At 70.1% G+C, this 18,145-nt stretch carries 9 protein-coding genes; 3 read left to right on the top strand and 6 right to left on the bottom strand.

Translation table 11 applies throughout. The annotated features are described in order from the left end of the window. Position 1: 1 nt before the first annotated feature. The 5 genes from D6718_10080 to D6718_10060 form a co-directional block, all read right to left on the bottom strand. Positions 2 to 3,754, bottom strand: coding sequence for a M28 family peptidase (locus D6718_10080; GenBank protein ID RMG44441.1), 3,753 nt, complete (start codon positions 3,752 to 3,754; stop codon positions 2 to 4). Positions 3,755 to 3,776: 22 nt separating this feature from the next. Beyond that, positions 3,777 to 4,940, bottom strand: coding sequence for a response regulator (locus tag D6718_10075; GenBank protein ID RMG44440.1), 1,164 nt, complete (start codon positions 4,938 to 4,940; stop codon positions 3,777 to 3,779). 3 nt (positions 4,941 to 4,943) lie between these two features. Next, positions 4,944 to 6,131: an HDOD domain-containing protein gene (locus tag D6718_10070; protein ID RMG44439.1), complete on the bottom strand. Its 1,188-nt coding sequence runs from the start codon at positions 6,129 to 6,131 to the stop codon at positions 4,944 to 4,946. Continuing rightward, the gene (locus D6718_10065) at positions 6,128 to 8,134 is read right to left on the bottom strand and encodes a PAS domain S-box protein (GenBank protein RMG44438.1); all 2,007 of its coding nucleotides are present in this window, start codon (positions 8,132 to 8,134) and stop codon (positions 6,128 to 6,130) included. The genes D6718_10070 and D6718_10065 overlap by 4 nt, the downstream gene beginning before the upstream one ends. Before the next feature lie 145 nt (positions 8,135 to 8,279). Further along, complete coding sequence (locus D6718_10060) at positions 8,280 to 8,981, bottom strand: hypothetical protein (GenBank protein ID RMG44437.1); 702 nt, start codon at positions 8,979 to 8,981, stop codon at positions 8,280 to 8,282. Positions 8,982 to 9,252: 271 nt separating this feature from the next. On the opposite strand from D6718_10060, the gene D6718_10055 reads away from it, so the two are divergent. From D6718_10055 to D6718_10045, 3 genes are read left to right on the top strand one after another with little or no spacing between them, the layout of a single operon-like run. After that, complete coding sequence (locus tag D6718_10055; GenBank protein RMG44436.1) at positions 9,253 to 10,461, top strand: efflux RND transporter periplasmic adaptor subunit; 1,209 nt, start codon at positions 9,253 to 9,255, stop codon at positions 10,459 to 10,461. Beyond that, positions 10,458 to 14,105 carry an efflux RND transporter permease subunit gene (locus D6718_10050; GenBank protein ID RMG44435.1) on the top strand — a complete coding sequence of 1,216 codons (3,648 nt, stop codon included), beginning with the start codon at positions 10,458 to 10,460 and terminating at the stop codon, positions 14,103 to 14,105. Before D6718_10055 ends, D6718_10050 begins: the two co-directional genes overlap by 4 nt. After that, positions 14,102 to 17,251 (top strand): efflux RND transporter permease subunit, encoded by a 3,150-nt coding sequence (locus tag D6718_10045; GenBank protein RMG44434.1) that lies wholly within the window; start codon positions 14,102 to 14,104, stop codon positions 17,249 to 17,251. The genes D6718_10050 and D6718_10045 overlap by 4 nt, the downstream gene beginning before the upstream one ends. Before the next feature lie 12 nt (positions 17,252 to 17,263). Here the strand turns inward: D6718_10045 and D6718_10040 are convergent. Next, positions 17,264 to 18,145 (bottom strand): hypothetical protein (locus tag D6718_10040; GenBank protein ID RMG44433.1); only part of this gene is annotated, 882 nt, incomplete at its 5' end.

Raw genomic sequence — 18,145 nt, 5'->3', positions numbered from 1 at the left:
CTCAGGGAACGCCCTCCTGGCCGCACTCGTTGGCGCCCTTCACGGTGTAGAAGTAGTTCTCCCGATCGGCCGCGGCGCCGACATCCTCGTACCAGGTCCGCGCCACCGTTCCGATGCGCCCGAAATCCTCCGGGTGCGGTGAGTAGGAGCGCTCCACCCGGTACTCCACCGCGTTCGGATCGGCATCCCATTCGAGGCGGACGTGCGCCCCGCCCACCACCCGCACCCTCAGGGTGGTGATGGGCGCCGGGACGGGCCGGCTCGTCCAATCGGCGGCAGCCAGCCGAACGTCGTTGCCGTCGGTCACCCCGCCGTTCGCCGGGCCCGTCGAGCAGGTCTCGTCGTTTTCCGCCCGGACCAGGTAGAAGAGGGTCCGATCCGCGGGCGGCGAAGGGTCGGTGTACGCGGTATCCGCGATCCCCGAGGCGATCAGGCTCGTCGCATCGGGCACGAAGTCGGGGGTCTCGCCGCGGTACACGGCGTACGTGCCGCCGGCGCCCGTGCCCCACGCCGCGGCCGGCTCCCAGGAAAGGTCGACTCCGCTCGCGGCGCATCCGTCGCGGTCCCGGGCGGACCGGAGGCCAGCGAAGGAGGGCGCCTCCCCGCAGCCCCCGCACGGCCCGTAGTCGGGAAGGCTGCCGTCTTTGAAGATCACGTCGTCGACGTTCCACCCGGAATACTGTCCCGCACCGTCCGACTGCTGCCTGAACTCGAGCTGGACCGCGGGGCGGCCGTCCGCGAACGGCCCCACGTCGAAAGACATCACCGAGAACGTGTCATCCAAGACGGTGGAGCCGCCGCTCCGATACAGAGGCCGTCCCTGCCCCGACCACAGCCAGATCGACGCGTCGTCCCCCGGCCCCGTGTTGAGCCGTTTGTAGAGAAGCAGGCGCGTGTTCGTCCAGTTGGAGGCGTCGAGCACCGGGGACCGCGCCGTCTCGCTGATGTTCGGCTCGTAGTCCCCCGGATAACCGCCCAATCCCTCGAGGTCGTGACCGAGGACCGCGTCGCCGTTGTACGCTCGCGGCGGATCGGGATTCCCCGACGATCCCCCCGCCCCGCGGGGCGGTCCCACCTGCCACTCGCCCCCGAGCGTCCATCCCGGCGCTCCGTCCTCGAACGTCGCTTTCCAGTACAAGCCCGGGATCTGCCCCACGGCGAAGTGATGGGGACCCGTCGGAAGCCCGCCGGTGCTCTCGTGGCCGTGCCGGTCCCTGGTCCTGACCCGGAAGTAGACCGGCGCGCAGGCCGAGAGCGTGTTCAGCGTCACCGCGTGCGAGACCACCAGGGCGGGATCGCTCACCGTGGTCCCGAGCGCCGGCGTGAAGCCCCACTCGACGGTCGTATCCCCGGGCTCGTCGGTGTCGAAGAGGATCGTCGCGCGCGCGTCGGTGATGGACTCCACCCGGAGGTTGCTGATGGCCGGTCCGGCGCAGTCCACGGTCCCGGTGTCGAACGACACCGCCGGGGAACCGGTCCCGTCGTCGGCGTCCCGGTAGGTCACCGTGACCACATCGCCGTCAGCGGTCTGGAGAACGCCATCCGAAACGGCGTCCCCCGTGGCGGTGGCGATCGAGCCGTCGAACCGCGAGGTGTCCGGGCCCGTTTCGGTCACCGTCACCAGCTCCGGCTCCGTTTCGGTGCTGCTGGTGACCTCGACGACGGCCACGTCGACCGCCTCCGGATCGCGGTTGAGATCGAGGTCGATCACGTGGAAGGCGACCGTTCCGGTGCAGGAGACGTCCTTGTCCTCGATCGTGACCCGCCCTTCGTGGCAGGGCTGGAGGCCGTCACCGAAATCGCCGAGCGTCTCGAAGTGATAGTGGATCCCGAAGTTGTCGTCTCGGGCCGTGTTGTTCGCCGGGTCGGTCGACTCGACGTCGTAGTAATACACGGTGCAGGACTGGAGGCCTGTCAGCTCGACCGCATGGGAGGTCGTTTCCGCAGGGTCCTCGGTCCTGTTGGAGGGCGGGGGCGCCTCGCCCCAGATCACCGCACTGTCGGAGGGTTCGTCCGTGTCCCAGACGATCGTCGCGGAGGTGTCCGTGACGTCCTGCTCGCCGACGTTCCGGATCGACGGCGCGGTGCAGTCGATCGTCACCGACGCGTCGTAGGTCACGTCGGTGGATCCGTCGCAGTCCACGGCATCGACGTACCTGGCGTAGAGAAGATCCCCCTCGGTCACGCTCACCCGACCGTCACCCGGCTGGGGCGGGTCCGTGGTGATCGGAATCTCCCCGTCGAAGATCGGCGAGTGCGAGCCGCGCTCGATCAGCGTCAGCACCTCCGGATCCGGCTCGGTCGTGCTCCAGACCTCCACGTCGACGGACTCGGCCACCGATCCGTCGGTGTCGAGATCGGCGTCGCCGACCACGACCTTCGCCGAGCCGCCACACGGGTACGCGGACCGCTCGAAGGTGATCTTGAACGGCTGCGCGAGGTCGGCGAGCGTCGCCACCGCTGTCCGGACGGTGGCGTAGAAGAAGTCGGGCGCCCCGCAGTTCGGAATCGTGTCGTCCGAGGTGTGGTAGTAGGGATAGTTCCCGGGGTGACCGCAGTAATCCTCGTTGTCGGTGATACCGATGATGGCGGGGTAACCGCGCCTCCAGAAAGAGGCGTGGTCGGATGCCGTGAGGCTGGGACAATAGAACGCGTCGACGGCGAGACCGGTGTGATAGGTCTCCGCAGCGTTCGCGAACGCCTCCCCGAGCCACTGGGAGAAGGAGTTGTAGCTGACGTCGAGGTTCTCCGGATCGGGGATGCCGTCGCCTTCCCATCCGATCATGTCGAAGTTCAGAACCCCCCGGATGTCCTCCCCGGCTTGTTTCGACCGCTCGGCGTAAGCATCGCTCCCGAGCAGCCCTTGCTCCTCGCCCGTCACGTTGAGAAACCGCACCGTGTTCCGGAACTGGTAGCACGCCATCACGCGAGCCGCCTCCAGGACGGCGACCGAGCCGGAGGCGTTGTCGTCCGCCCCCGGCGCCGGGCCCACCGAGGGCAAATCGTCGAGATGTCCGGTCACGATGTAGATCCGCTCCGGGTGCACGGCACCGGTGCGCTCGGCCACGACGTTGGGCGCGTGCCGGGGATCCCACTCGTGGTACTCCGGACGATAGCCGAGCTCGAGATAGCGGTTCCGGCAGTAGGCCGCGGCGTCCCGGCAGCCCTGGCTCGTCGAGTAGCGGGTGCCGGTCGGTGGGTTCGCGACGAGATCGTTCCAGACGCGGTCGATCTCGGCCGGGTCCACCGCGTCCACGATGCGCTGCACCAAGGGGTCGGCGGTCCCGCCGGCCTGCCCGGCCTGGGCCGCGGGGGAGGGAACCTCGAGGGGTCGCCGCGGCAGCGGGGCCTCGGAGAGGCAGGAGAAAGCCTCCTCCCCGAGCCCGGCCGCACGCGCGTTCACCAGCAGCTGGCCGTCCTCCTCCAGAAGCACGCCCAGCCGCCCGTACCGGAGGCGGTACTCCCGCGACCGCCGGGGCCCCAGCAGCCGGAGGTCGTCGTCCGGGCCGACGTTCGCCACCAGGGAACTGCGGTACCCGAGTCTCCCGATCGGCTCCAGCTCCTCCGCCGTCCCCTCCGCGAGCAGGCTCCCGCGGAACTCGAAGACGACCGGAACCCCGGCGCGCCGCAGGCGCGCGAGATCGTCCCGGCTCTTCCGCTCGATCCGGACCAGCTGCATCGGGCCGACGCCGGCCCCAGCCAACGAGACGCAGAGAATCAACGCCGCCGCGAACGCCGCGGCCCGACGCCCCATGGCTCGCCTCCCGGGCGGGACCTCAATATACGGCGGCCGGGCGTGATGGTGGTGAGGACGGCTGGGGAGCGGGGGCGAGGACCCGCATCGGCTCCACCACGCCGACGCCGCGGGCGAAACTCCGCAGCCGCTCGAGGAGCGGCTGGGTGACCTCCTGCCCCTTCGCCACCAGGAGGAGCCCGTTCTTGGCCTTGACCTCCTGGTCGAGGATCATCCCGATCCGCAACTCGGAGAGAGGCACGGTCCGGACCACGTGCCCGATCGAGGCGATCTCGACCTTCTCGAACGCCTCCAGGAGCTTCTCGTCGAAGTCTCCCCTCCGCCTCAACTCCGCCACGGCCGCCTTGGCGCTCTTCCCCGAGCCGACGAGCTGCTCGAACTGGCTCGCGATCCGCAGCAGCTCGGCGCCGAACGCCTCCGGTTCCTCCGGGGTCGTCGCACCCGCCGGCGGAAGAAGGTGCCCGCGGATCATCCGCGCCACCGACTCGAGGCGGGGGATGTGGGCGAGCAGATCGTGGGCCACCACGGGGTGTTTGAGGTAGGACTCGCGCTCTTCCGGCGACAGTCCCTGCCCGGCGTAGGCCTTGGCGAGCGTCTCGGGGGTGAGCGTCACGCAGCCGATCTGCGACAGCATCGCCGCCATCTCGTAGCGCCACCCGCCCTCGAGACCGAGGTTGCGGACGACCTGTCCGACGTACTCCTTGATCCTGGACGCTCGGCTGAACGCCGCCGGATTGAGGATCGCCAGCAGTTCGGTGAGGACCTTGACCGCGCCGTTGAGCGTCTGCTCGAGAAGAACCCTCTCCGCGGTGACCAGCCGGTATTGCTCGAGCGCCTGGTCCAGCATGACGGCCAGGGTCTCGGCGGGGCAAGGCTTGGTGAGGAAGCGGAAGATGTGTCCCTTGTTCACCGCCGCGATGGTGGCGTCCATGTCCCCATGGCCGGTCAGCATCAGGCGCACGGTGTCGGGAGAGCGCTTCTTCACCTCGGCGAGCAGCTCGATGCCGTTCATTCCCGGCATCTTGAGGTCGGAGACCACCACCGCGAAGGGCCCGCGCGTCTCGAGCATCTCGAGCGCTTCGGCGGCGCCGCAGGCGGTCTCGACCTGGAAACGCTTCCGCGTCTGCCGCCGGAGGGCGGCCAGGACGTTCGGCTCGTCGTCGACGAAGAGGATCTTCTCCGTCACGGCTCACACCCCCGATCCCACGGGGCTCGTGGCCGCCTCGCGCCACTCCTTCCAGCGGTCGGCAAGACCCCGCGCGGACAGGAAATCGGTGTCGACGAAGCTGTCCGCCTCCCGGTCGCCGTGCGCGAGCGCGTTCGCCGCGTGGAGAAGGGTGAGGGTCATCGACGGATCGGGACACCGCCCCGGATCGTGGTGATAGGCCACCGCCTCGACGACGATGTCCGGAAGGCCCCAAACCCCCAGCAGGTAGGCGCCGATCTCCGCGTGCGTACCCCCGATGACCGACCTCTCGGCCTCCGTCTCCGAAATGGCGTCGTCGCGGGCGGCCTCGATCGCCTCAGCGTACTTGTCGGGGAGGTTGGCCGCCAGCACCAGTTTCCCCGCGTCGTGGAGGATCCCGCAGAGGAAGACATCGTCGGCCGACTGCTTGTTCAGGCACTCGAGTTCCGCCAGCCGCCGGCCCAGTGCCGCCGTGTGGAGGGAGTGGTGCATCAGCGCATCGGCCGAGAAGCCGGGAACGGGGTTCCCTTCGAACTGGGAGAAGACATGCGCCCCGAGCACCAGGGACGTGATCGTCTCCACCCCGAGGAAAGCGACGGCACGCTCCACGTTGTGAATCGGCTGGACGAGGCCGAAGTAGGCGGAGTTCACGATCTGCAGGATCTTGGCGCTCATGCCGACGTCGCGGGCGATCAGCTCCCCCACGCGCCGCAGCGACGCGGTGGGCCGCTGGAGCTCCTCCACGACCTCCTGGAAGAGCGACGGCACGCTCGGAAGCGACTCGACCTGGGAGACGATCGCCTTGAGCTGCGGATTCTCCAGCAGCTCGCGGGTGGCGTAGGCGCGCCGGATCGTGCGGCGTAGCGTCTCCGGGTCGCACGGCTTGGCCAGGAACTGATGCGTCGGGCCGATCGACCGGAGAATCGCCTCGGACTCCGCGTGTCCCGAGAGGATGAGCCGGATGGTGTCCGGCCATCTCCGGCGGATCTCCTCGAGCAGCTCCGCACCGTCCATTCCCGGCATCTTCATGTCGGCCACGACGACATCCGCCGGCTGGCGCTCCATCGCGGCGAGCGCCTCTTTGCCGCTCCCGACGAACTCCATCTCGTATTCGCGGCGGAGGCTGCGCAGCATCCGCTTGAGTCCCGCCAGGACGTTGGGCTCGTCGTCGACAAACAGTATGCGCTTCAAGGCTGACTCTCCTCGTCCTCCGCGCCCGATCGGAGCGGCAGGCGGATGGTGAACTTCGTCCCGCGGCCGACCTCCGAATCGACGGAAATCGTCCCGCCGTGTTCCTCCACGATGACGTGATGCGCGATGCTGAGGCCCTGCCCCGTGCCCTTGCCGACCTCTTTCGTGGTGAAGAAGGGCTCGAAGATCCGCTCGAGGTTCTCCGGCGGAATGCCGCAGCCGTCGTCCTCCACGACAACCACTGCCTCCTCACCCTCGACCCGCGTGCGGACGGCGATCCGGCCCTTCGTCTCGGGCCGCTCCCCCCGGACCTCGGCGATCGCGTGCGCCGCATTGACCACCAGGTTGAGGATCACCTGGTTGATGTCGCTGACGATGCACGGAACGGCCGGCAAGTCCTCGGCGAGGTCGAGCTCCATCTCCGCCACGTACTTCCACTCGTTGCGGGCCACGGTGACGGTGCTCTGGATCGCCTTGTTGAGATCGGCCGGCTCGCGGTTCTGCCCGGGGTGCGAGAACTGCTTCATCGCCTGGACGATGCCGGCGACACGCCGGACCCCTTCCAGCGTCTGGTCGATCGCGCGGGGGATCTCCTCCAGCAGGTAGTCGAGATCGATCTCCTCGCGGTGCTGCCGGGCCTTCTCCGCCGCATCGGGAGGAGCCTCGCCGGAGAGCGCCGCGTCGTACCGCCGGAACAGTTCCACCAGATCGCCGAAGGCCTCTTGCAGGAATCGCGTGTTGTCACCGACGTACTGGATCGGGGTGTTGATCTCGTGGGCGATGCCGGCCGCGAGGCGGCCGATCGCGTCAATCTTCTGGGCGTGCCGGAGTTGCGTCTCTAGGGAACGCTTCTCGCGGACGTCGCGCAGGGAGACCAGCAGGTAGGTGCCGTCGCTGGTGCGCGCGCGCCCCAGCGTCGCCTCCACCGGGAAGCCGGCGCCGGAAAAGGGGTGCGCCGTCCACTCCTCCGGAGCGGCGCCACCATCATCGCCTTCGCCCATGCGCAGAAGGTCGCCGGCCCACCCTCCGGGAGGAGTGACGAGTTCCGCCAGCGGCAGGCCGGTGAGATCGCCCGTCGGCTGCCCGAAGGCGCTCTCCGCGGCGGCGTTGGCCAGGACGATGCGGCCCTTCTCGTCGGCCATGAGCACGGGGTCGGGAAAGGACTCCATGACCGCCTTCATCAGACGCTGGTTTCTCCGCGACTCCGTGACGTCCCGGACGATGCTCTGATAGCCGAGGATCTCCCCGCCTGCGCCCCGCCACACGCTCGCGCTGACCAGGCACTCTCGCTCCTCGCCGTCGGCGCGCCGGAGCCGCTGCGGCAGGCGTTCGACGAAGCCGTCCCGCGCGACCGCCTCGGTGAAGCGGCGCCGGTCCTTCTCCCGCGGGAAGAGGTGCTTGATCTTGAAGTTGCGCAGCTCGGATTCCGAATAGCCGGTCAGCTCGACCGCCGCCGGGTTGACGTCCTTCAGCTTGCCGTGCGCGTCGGTGATGAGAATGGCGTCGCGGGAGTTCTCGAAGAGCGACCGGTAGCGGGCCTCGCGCACGGCGAGTTCCCGTTCCCGCTCGCGGCACTCCGAGACGTCGCGCTTCACGGCGACGAAGCCGGTGACCTCGCCATCGCGACCGACGATCGGGGAGATCGTGGACTCCTCCTCGAACAGCGTCCCGTCTTTCCGGCGGTTGACGAAAACGCCGCGCCAGACGCGCCCATCGAGGATCGTCTCCCACAGCTCGCGGTAGAACGCTTCGCCGTGAGCTCCGCTCTTGAGGATCGAAGGCGTCCGGCCGACCGCCTCGGCGCGCGTGTACCCGGTGTTCGCCTCGAAGGCGGGGTTGACGTACAGGATGCGCCCGCTGGCGTCGGTGATCACGATGGCGTCGTGCGCCTGTTCGACGGCGACGGCCAGCCGCTCGCCGATTCCGGATGCCGAGAGGTCGCCGACCGCGATTCCCAAGATCCCGTGGAGTCCCTCGGGGCGCGCGCGCAGCGTTCGGCTCATGGAGGCCCTCTCCGCGGCTCCGAGCCCCACGGAGCCGAGACCCGGTCCGGCCGGCGGCGGGTCGCCCCGATCCCCGCCTCGACCCCGGGGCGATCTTCTGTATCGGCCGGCCGCGCGGGCGACTTGAGCGGAGGCCGGCCGGCGCTCACCCGGCGGCCCAGCGCGCGGCGGCCGAGGCGGCGAGGATCACCGTGAGGTTGTCCAGGCCCCGCGGGGTGACCGCCTCCGCCAGGCAAGCCGCGGCCCCGCAAGCCACCGCGCCGCGGAGGGTGACGGTGGCCGGCGCACCGGACGCGGCGAGCGCCGCCGCCGCCGCGAGGCCGCCGGCGAGCGCCACCGCGGCGGAGCCCTCCACCGTGCGCGTGGCGCGCCCCCCCGTCATCGTCGGCACGGCGTAGGCGTGACGCCCGGCCCACGCGCCCACCGGCTCGGCGAGCGCGTCACCCCAACCGGCGACGAGGTAACCGACGGCCGCGTACCGCCCGAAGAGGAGGGCGGCGATCAGCCCCCCGGCGGCCGTCGCCGCGAGCGGCACCACCACGAACAGTCCCCGGTGCGGAGCGTCCTCGGCGCGGGCGAGCGCCTCGAAGAGGGGATCGCCCCGCCCGCGCCATACCGACGCCAACACGGCGGCGCTGACGACGGCGCCGAAAAGAGCGCTCGCCGGAAGACCGCCGGCGAGGTGGTACGCGGCGGCTGCGCTGAAGATGGCGAAGTGGAAAGCCTTGCGCGTGCAGGCGGTCGCCACGCGCTTTTCCGACCGGAGCCAGGACGCGAATCGGGAGGCGGCGAGCGTCACGATCCCGGCGCCCGCCGCGAACGCGGCCCAGCGCAGGGCTCCCGTCATCGGCCCGGCGCCCGGCCGAACGGGGAAGGCGGAACGGGCACGGCCGCCCTCGGGGCTCGGCGCGTTCGCGCCCGGCTCGCGTGGCGGAGCATGCCCCGAGCATAGGCCCGCGGGCCGGATCGGCGGTAGCCGCGGCCGGTCACACGTTCATCGCTCGCAAACGACCAATCGTTCCGATTCCTGCGGGCGTCGCGGCGGCCTCCGGCGGTCTCGGCTAAGCTCGACGAGGTCCCGCGGCGGGCCGGGCCGCGCGGGATCGAGGATCCTGGCGATGAATCGTCACTGGGCGCTGATCGCGTGCCTGTGGGCCGCCGTGTTGGCGGCGATCTCCTGCGACGCAGGTGCCGGCGCGGCGCCCGCGGGCCGCGGGGAGGGGCACCGTCCCCGCGCCGCCGGCCAGCGGCCCGCCGAACCGCGGCACCGGGAGGCGGCCGGCGGCCGGCCGGAGCGGCGGCGGACGGCGGAGGAGGCGCGTGTCCCCGTCATCGTCGCCCCGGTGGTTCGCGGCCGGATGCAGGCCTACCTCGACGCCTCCTCGACTCTTCGGGCCGAAGAGCAGGTCGCGGTGGTGAGCCAGGCGACGGGGGTGGTCGTCGAGATCCTCGCCGAGCAGGGCGACACCGTGCGCAAAGGCCAGCTTCTGGCGCGCCTGGCCTACGAGGACCTCGAGCTCGCCGAGCGCCGGGCGCGGAACGAGTTCGAACGCCTGCGGGCCGAGCACGAGAGAGCGGCGGCGCTGGCCCAGGACCACCTCCTGTCCGAGGAGGAATACCAGAAGACGGGTTTCGACCTCGAGCGGGCGCGGCTCGACTGGGAGCAGGCGAAGCTCGCCCTGGAGAAGACCAGGATCACCGCCCCCATCTCCGGCACGATCACCGAGAGGCTGGTCACCCTCGGAACGCTCGTGCGCGAAAACGACGTCGTTTTCCGGATCGTCGACTTCGACAGCCTGGTGGCGCCGGCCTTCGTCCCGGAGAAGTACCTGCCTCAGCTCCGCGTGGGGCAGCCGGCGACAGTGCGGGCGGCGGGAGCGGGGGAGAGTTGGCGTCCGGCACGCATTCTCAGGATCTCTCCGGTGATCGACGCGGAATCGGGGACGGTGGAGGTCCTGCTCGCGATCGACCGGCGGGAGGGGCTGCGTCCCGGCATGTTCGCCAACGTCCAGATCGTGCTCGACGAGCACGCTGACGTGCCGGTCGTTCCGAAAAAGGCGCTGGTGCACGAGGACGAGCGGCCGCACCTGTTCGTCGTGGACGGCGAGGGGCGCGCCCGGCGGCGTCCCGTCGAACTCGGCTACGAGGACGCGGAGCGGGTGGAGATCGCCCAGGGCGTGGAGCCGGGCGAACTGGTGGTCGTGGTGGGTCAGTCGGCCCTCAAGGACGGCGCGCTCGTGGCGGCGGAGGACGAGGAGGGACGCCCGGTCCGCTTCGGCGAGGGGGCGGAGAGCGGCGCCGACGCCCCCGCGGCGGGGGCGTCTTGACGGACCGCGGCTCCGGCGGCGGGATGTTCGCCGTCACCGTCAGGAGGCCGGTGGCGATCCTGATGGTGACGCTCACCGTCATGGTGTTCGGGATGTTCAGCTACCGCCTTCTCCCGGTGGAGCTGATGCCGGACATCAACTACCCGTCGCTGACGGTGCGCACCGAGTATCCCGGTGCGGCTCCCGAAGAGGTGGAAGAGAACGTCACGCGACCCATCGAGGAGGCGCTCGGGGTCGTCGGAGGCCTGGTGCGGCTGTCGAGCGTTTCCCGCGCGGGGCTTTCCGACGTGACGTTGGAGTTCACCTGGGACACGTCCATGGGGCAGGCGTGGCAGGAGGTCACCGAACGGCTCGACTCCGTGTTCCTGCCCGAAGATGCCGGCAAGCCGCTGATCCTCCGGTACGACCCGTCGCTCGACCCGGTGATGCTCCTCGCCCTGGCGTCGGACCGCCCGGAGGACCAGAGCCCCAGCGGGCTCAAGCGCCTCCGGACCTACGCCGAGCAACGCCTGAAACGGGAGTTGGAGCAGCTTCCGGGGGTGGCCGCCGTCCGCGTCCTGGGAGGGCTGGAGGAGCAGATCTCGGTGGACCTGGACGAGCAGCGGCTCCGCCGCACCGGGCTGTCGATCCAGGAGGTCGTGCGCCGTCTCGAGGTGGAGAACGTCAACGTCGCCGGCGGCGACATCAAAGAGGGCGACACCCGCTACCTCGTGCGCACCCTGAACGAGTTCAGGACCCTGGACGAGATCGCCGACCTCGTCGTCGCCGAGCGGGACGGCCGGGAGATCCGCCTCCGGGACGTCGGAACCGTGACCTCAGGCTGGAAGGACCGGCAGGTCATCACGCGGCTCGACGGCTCGGAGGCCGTCGAGATCGAGCTGCAGAAGGAGGCCGATGCCAATCTCGTCACCATGGCCCGCACGGTGCGCGAGGCGGTGGAGGGGGAGGGCGGCTCGTCCGGGCCGGGCCTCGCCGCCGGCCTGCCGGAGGGCTGGAGGCTCGAGATCGTCAGCGACCGCAGCCGGTTCATCGAGGCCTCGGTGCGGGAGGTCCGCAACACGGCGATCCTCGGCGGACTGCTGGCTGTGGTCGTCCTCTACCTGTTCCTGCGCGACCCGCGCGCGACGTCGGTGATCTCGGTGGCGATCCCGGTCTCGCTCGCCGCCTCGTTCGCGCCGATGTACCTCGCCGGGCTGAGCCTGAACATCATGAGCCTGGGAGGTCTCGCCCTCGGCATCGGCATGCTCGTCGACTCCGGGATCGTGGTGGTCGAGTCGATCGCCCGCTGCCGCGAGGAGGGGGATCCTCTCCAGCAGGCGGTCGTTCGCGGCACGGCGGAGGTCGGCACGGCGGTGGTCGCCTCCGTCCTCACCACGGTGGCCGTCTTCCTGCCCCTGGTCTTCGTCGAGGGTGTCGCCGGGCAGGTCTTCGGCGATCTCGCGCTGACGGTCGTTTTCGCCCTCCTGTTCAGCCTCCTGGTCGCGGTGTTCCTCGTGCCCGCCCTGACCGCCCGCCTGACGACCGGGCCGGCCCGCGACCGCGCTCCGCTCAGGTCCCGGGTGTCGGAGATCTTCCGCTACCGCTCGCTGCCCCGGCCGGATGCGCCCGCCTGGGCGCGGGCCGCCGCGGCCGCCGCCGGCGCCTTCCCCTGGCTCGCGGCGGCGGCGCTCGTCGCCGCCTCGCGGGAGGTGAAGCCGGCCGCCGCCGCGCTGGCCCTGACCGCCGCCGCGGCGGGGCTGGGCGGGCTGCTGGCCTCCTTCATCGCCCGGATCCGTCGCGGGGACCGCCTCGCCGCGGCGCTCGCGCACGCGCTGGTGTTCGATCCCGCCCTCCTCGTGCTCGAAGGGGCCTGGCTCTTGCTCCTGGGAGCCGTCGCGGCGGTCTTCTTCGCCGCGGCCACGGCGGTGCGGGCCGGGGGAGCGGTTCTGGGCCTCGTGTTCGCCCCGGCGGCGCGGGCCACGGGGCTCTTGCTCGCCCTTCTCGACCGCACCTACCCGCGCCTGGTGCGGGCCTCCGTGCGGCGGCCGGCGCCGGTGCTGCTCGGTGCGGCGGCGGCGCTGGCGCTGACGGCGTGGGGACTGACCCGCATGGACCGGGCGCTGATCCCGGAGGTGCACCAGGGGGAGTTCGATCTCGCCGCCGAGTTGCCGGTGGGAACTCCACTCGAGGAGACGCTGGCGGCGTGCGCCCCGATCGAGCGCGCGGCCATCGACGACCCGCGGGTGCGCCGGGCGCTCCTGCGCGTGGGGGCCGACCCCTCCGCCGACAGCGAGCCGGAAGAAGGGGAGAACACGGCGCACCTGCTGGTCGCGCTCGCCCCCGAGGGACGGCCGGCCGGGTTCGTCGCCCGCGTTCGGCGCGCGGCGTACCGGATCGCCGGAGCTCTCCGGCACGCGGCCGAGGGTGGGCTCACGGCGGTTCGGGAGGAGAGGGTGATCGCCGACCTGAGGCGGGTCGCGGCGGGGATCCCGGATCTCCAGGCGCAGGTGAGCCGACCCGTGCTCTTCTCCTTCCACACCCCGATCGAGATCGAGATCCAGGGCTACGATCTGGCGGTGCTGCGCCGGCTCGGCGAGCGGGTGCGCGAGGAGTTGCGGTCGATTCCCGGACTGTCCGACGTGGAGTCCACGGCTCGCCCGGGAAGCCCCGAGGTCCAGATCACCTACGACCGCGATGCCCTCGTCCGGTACGGCCTCGACCTGCGCGACGTCGCGGACCTCGTCCGCACCAAGGTCCAGGGGTCGGCCGCGACGCAGTTCCGCCGCCGCGAACGCCGGATCGACATCGTCGTCCGGCTCGGCGAGAAACACCGCGCCACGGTCCGGCAGCTCCGCAATCTGGTCGTCAACCCGGGGGGCGCCGTGCCGGTGCCGCTTTCGGCCGTGGCTCGGATCGAGATCGCGGAGGGTCCCGCGGACATCCGGAGGGTCGGCCAGCGGCGGGTCGCGCTGGTCCGGGCGAATCTGAACGGCCTGTCGCTGGGCCGCGCCGGCGAGCTGATCCGCCGGCGTCTCGAGCGTCTCGAATGGCCGGAGGGGACGAGCTGGCGGCTGGCGGGGCAGGCGCGGGAGATGCAGCGGAGCCTGCGCTCGCTGTGGATCGCCCTCGGCCTGTCCGTGTTCCTCGTCTACGTGGTGATGGCCAGCCAGTTCGAATCGCTGCTGCACCCCCTCCTGATCATGATCACCGTCCCGCTCGCGCTGTTCGGCGTCGTGGTGGTGTTGGGCGGCCTGGGGATCCCGATCTCGGTCGTGGTGTTTCTCGGGATGATCATGCTCGCGGGAATCGTCGTCAACAACGCCATCGTGCTCGTGGACTACGTGAACCGCCTCCGCCGGCGGGGCCTCTCGGTGGAGGACGCCCTCGTCGAGGGCGGCCGGGTCCGGTTGCGCCCGATTCTGATGACGACGGCGACGACGGTGCTCGGCCTGCTACCGATGTCCCTCGGCCTCGGTGATGGCGCGGAGATCCGCACGCCGATGGCGCTGACCGTCATCGCGGGCCTTCTGTCGAGCACGCTCCTCACCCTGATCGTCCTGCCGACACTCTACTCGGGCGCCGAGCGGGTGGCGGCGCGGATCCGGAGCGGCCGCGGAGCGGAGGAGGTGCCGCCCCCGGTTCCCGCGGGGATGGACCCGCCATGAAGCGAGCGCCCTCGGCGGCGCCCCGTGGGGCGCTCCTCCCGTCGATCTCGGTGCGCCGTCCGGTGACGGTGCTGATGCTCTTCCTGGCGCTGCTGCTGATCGGCGCGGTCGCGCTGTCGCGGCTCCCGGTCCAGATGATGCCGGCGGGATTCGATCCGCCGTTCATGATGGTCTTCGTGCCCTATCCGGGCGCGAACCCCTCCGAGGTCGAGGAGAAGATCGTCCGGCCCCTCGAGGACGCCCTGTACACCGTCCGCGGCATCGACGAGGTGAACTGCCAGGCGTCGAGCGACAGCGGGCGATGCTGGATGCGTTTCCTCCAGTCGGTCGACATGGACGAGGCGTACCAGGAGGTCGCGGACCGCGTGGAACGTCTGAAGGCGACCTCCTGGCCGGACGACGTCGATCGGGTCCGGCTCCGCCGCTTCAATCCGACCGACGATGCGCCGCTGAAGGTCGGGATCCGGCTCTCCCCGTCGATCGACGACCCGTACTGGATTCTCACCCACAAGGTCGTCCAACCCCTGGAGCGGGTTCCGGGGGTCGCCCAGGTCGATCTCGAGGGTGTCCGCGAAAAACAGATCTTCATCGAGCCGGACCGGGATGCGCTGGAGGCGCACGGCCTGTCGCTCTGGAACCTCTTTCAGGCGCTGCGGCGCGCCGACTTCGCCATCTCCTCCGGAGACGTCCGGGAGCGCGGCGGCAAACTGCTCGTGCGCTCCGTGGCGCGCTTCCGCTCGATCGAGGATCTGGCGAAGATCCCCGTTCGTGCGGATGGCCTCGTTCTCGGAGAGGTGGCCCGGATACGGTACGACTTCCCTCCCGCGACGCGGGGCGCGCGGCTCGACGGCCGGCCGGCGGCCATGCTGGAGATCTTCAAGGAGAGCGAGGCGAACACCCGCGAGGTGACGGCGGCCTCCCGGGCCGAGCTGAACCGCATCTTCAGCGAGGATCCGGTGCTCGCGCGCTCGGCCGATTTCGATGTCCTTTTCGATCAGGGCGAGATCATCGCCGATTCGATTCGCCAGCTCCGGGACACCGGCCTTCTCGGCGGGCTGTTCGCCGTGATCGTTCTCTATCTCTTCCTCCGCCGCCTGCGGGTGACGCTTCTCATCACCATGGCGATCCCCGCCAGCCTCCTCGTGGCGCTGGTGGTGATGTTCCTCGCCGGCGAATCGATCAACCTCGTCTCGCTGATGGGGCTGATCATCTGCACCGGAATGCTGGTGGACAACGCGGTCGTCGTGACCGAGAACATCGACCGGTACCGCCGCGAGGGACATCCGGTTCCGCTGGCGGCGCTCTCGGGTGCGTCGGAGATCTCCCTCGCCCTGACGATGGCCACCGTCACCACGATCGTCGTCTTCCTGCCGATGGTGATCATGAGCCGGGAAGGGATGATGCGGTTCTTTTTCATCAAGCTGTCCCTACCGGTGGTCTCGGCCATCGTCGCCTCGCTGATCGTGGCTCTGCTGTTCGTCCCCCTCGCGGCGGCGCACTGGCTCCGCCCGGCCGGCGAAGCGAGTCGGGGACGGCGACTCGTCCGGCTGTTCGATGCCGCGTACAACCGAACGATCGCCCCGCTCCACCGCGCCTACCTCGCGATCCTCGGGTGGAGCCTCTCCCGCCGGGGCCCGGTGTTCGTCGGCGTGCTGGCGGCGGTGGCGGCCACCTGGTACCCGATGCAGCGGGTCGAGCTCGCCTTCCAGCAGGGCCGCCACCAGCGCGGCGGCCGCGAGATCTCGTTCTGGTTCAACCTGCCGAACAGCTACGCGCTGGGGGAAGCCGACCAGTGGTTCCGCCGCGTCGAGCAGGCCATCGAGCCGCTGCGCGAAGAACTCGACATCCGCCACGTGCAGACACGTTTCTGGAACAACCGCGGAATGGTGCGCGTCATCCTCGAGTCCACGGAGAAGAGCGACGTCACCGTGGAGGAGGCGACCGACGCCCTGTATCGGGTGATGCCCACCGCTCCCGGCGTGCAGATGTACGTCAACTGGCAGCGGGGCACCGGCAGCGACGCATCACTGACGGTGAGCCTCTACGGCGAGGATACCGAAACCCTCGCGGAGCTGGCGGACGAGGCGGAGCGGCGGTTGCGGCGGATCGAGGGTCTCCTCTCCGTGGAACCGGATCTCGAGGCAGCGATGGAAGAGGTCCGGGTCCGGATCTCCCGCGACCAGGCCCTCCGGTACGGGTTGGACCCTCGCGTGATCACCGGCACGCTCGCAACGGCGCTCCGCGGCCAGCGGCTGCCGCGCTTCCGCCAGGGGGAGAAGGAGATCGAGATCCTGGTGCAGTTCCCCGAGCACGAGCGTCAGGGCGTCGCCCGGCTGCGAAGCCTGACCGTCCCGGCCGCCGGAGGACGCCGCATCCCCCTCGACGCGGTGGCCGCCGTGAGCATCGCGAAGGGTTACGGGGACATCCGCCGGCGGGACCGGCGCACCGTTCTCGAGATCAAGCTCAACACGACGCGGGAGGAGCTCCGCGAGCTGAGGTCCCGGGTGGCGGAGGTGATGCAGGGCATGGAGCTGCCCCCCGGATACTCCTGGGACTTCGGCTCGAGCATGCGCTGGGAAAGGCAGGAGATGGGCAACTTCGGCTTCGCCCTCGGCATGTCGATGCTGTTCATCTACCTGATCATGGGATTTCTCTTCGAGAGTTTCCTGCTGCCTCTGGCCGTCATGCCGTCGATCGTCCTGTCGTGGATCGGCGCCTGGTGGCTGCTCTTCCTGACGGGATCGAAGCTCGACATCATGGCGGCGATCGGGCTCGTCCTCCTGGCCGGGGTGGTCGTGAACAACGGGATCGTGCTGGTCGACCTCGTGAACCGCCTCCGCCGCAGCGGGACCGCACGCGACCGGGCGATTCTCGAGGCGGGGAAGCTCCGTTTCCGTCCCATCCTGATGACCGCGCTGACGACCATCTTCGGCATGCTGCCGATGGCGTTCGGCAAGGCGAACTTCGTCGGCATCCCCTACTCGGGCCTCGGACGGGCGTTCGTGGGGGGGCTGCTCAGCTCGACGACGTTGACGCTGCTCGTGGTCCCGCTCTTCTACTCCCTGCTCGACGATGCCAGCCAGCTCCTCCGCCGGATCCTCTTCGGCGCGGCTCCGTCCCCCGCCTCCAGCGGAACCGGCTCCTGACCGGCCTCCGGCTCACCGCTCGATCCGATAGGAAAGCGAAAGCCGGTTCCGGTCGTAGTCGTACCGCGGATCCGCCGTCTCCTGATTGTAGAGGCGATACTCGAGAACGAGCTTGCCCAGCCCGCCCCACTGCCGCTCGGCCCGGAAGTCGATCTGCAGCGTCTGGTACGACTTGTGCGGATTCGGACTGTTGTCGAGCGGGTTCACCGGCTTGTCGAAGATGAACGCGTTGTCGTAGCTCTTGTCGCGGTAGCGCGCAGCGAGCCTGAGGCCCGTCCGCCGGCCCGACCACAGAGCCCGGATGCGATAGGAGTGGCGCGTGTAGTCGTTGTAGCCGGCGAACACGTCGTCTCGCACCGTGTAGTCGTAGTCGAGGTAGAGCGTCAGCCGCTCGGTCGGCTCGGCACGCAACGTCACGCCCAGGTCGTTGTAAGCGTACTTCAGAAGGTCGTTCCCCGGCAGCAACGACGCGTCCCGGTTCCGGGCGCGGAGGTTGTCGTAGTCGCGGACGGTGTAGGCGTAGTCCAGGTCGAGCGACAGCCTCCGGGTCAGCTCGAACTCGACGTCACCGCCGAAGCGGTACAGGAGCGCGTCGAGCGAAGAGACGTTGGGAACCTCTTTGTAGTTCCGCTGGACGACGCTGGCCGAGAAGGAGAATTCGCCGAACCTCACGGTGCGGTTGCGGTAGCGGGCCTCCACGCCGGCCGACGTGTACGTGTAGCGGTCGGAGATGTTCCCGCCGGCGGAGCTCACGTTCTGAAGGCCGGTGTCCCGGTCGAAATAGATCTGCTTGTCGTAGGCGAGAACGGGTCCGGCGTAGATCGTCGTCTCGCGTGACTTCCGCCGACCCAGGACCCACTCGCCGCCGATCCGGACTTTCGCCCCGTACTCCTC

Source organism: Acidobacteriota bacterium (assembly GCA_003696075.1).
Classification (GTDB): Bacteria; Acidobacteriota; Polarisedimenticolia; order J045; family J045; genus J045.
This window is presented reverse-complemented; position numbering and strand designations above follow the sequence as displayed.

Coding starts and splice junctions, on each gene's coding strand:
- D6718_10065 (RMG44438.1), bottom strand. CDS start 8,134: ATGAGCCGAACGCTGCGCGCGCGCCCCGAGGGACTCCACGGGATCTTG.
- D6718_10080 (RMG44441.1), bottom strand. CDS start 3,754: ATGGGGCGTCGGGCCGCGGCGTTCGCGGCGGCGTTGATTCTCTGCGTC.
- D6718_10055 (RMG44436.1), top strand. CDS start 9,253: ATGAATCGTCACTGGGCGCTGATCGCGTGCCTGTGGGCCGCCGTGTTG.
- D6718_10060 (RMG44437.1), bottom strand. CDS start 8,981: ATGACGGGAGCCCTGCGCTGGGCCGCGTTCGCGGCGGGCGCCGGGATC.
- D6718_10045 (RMG44434.1), top strand. CDS start 14,102: ATGAAGCGAGCGCCCTCGGCGGCGCCCCGTGGGGCGCTCCTCCCGTCG.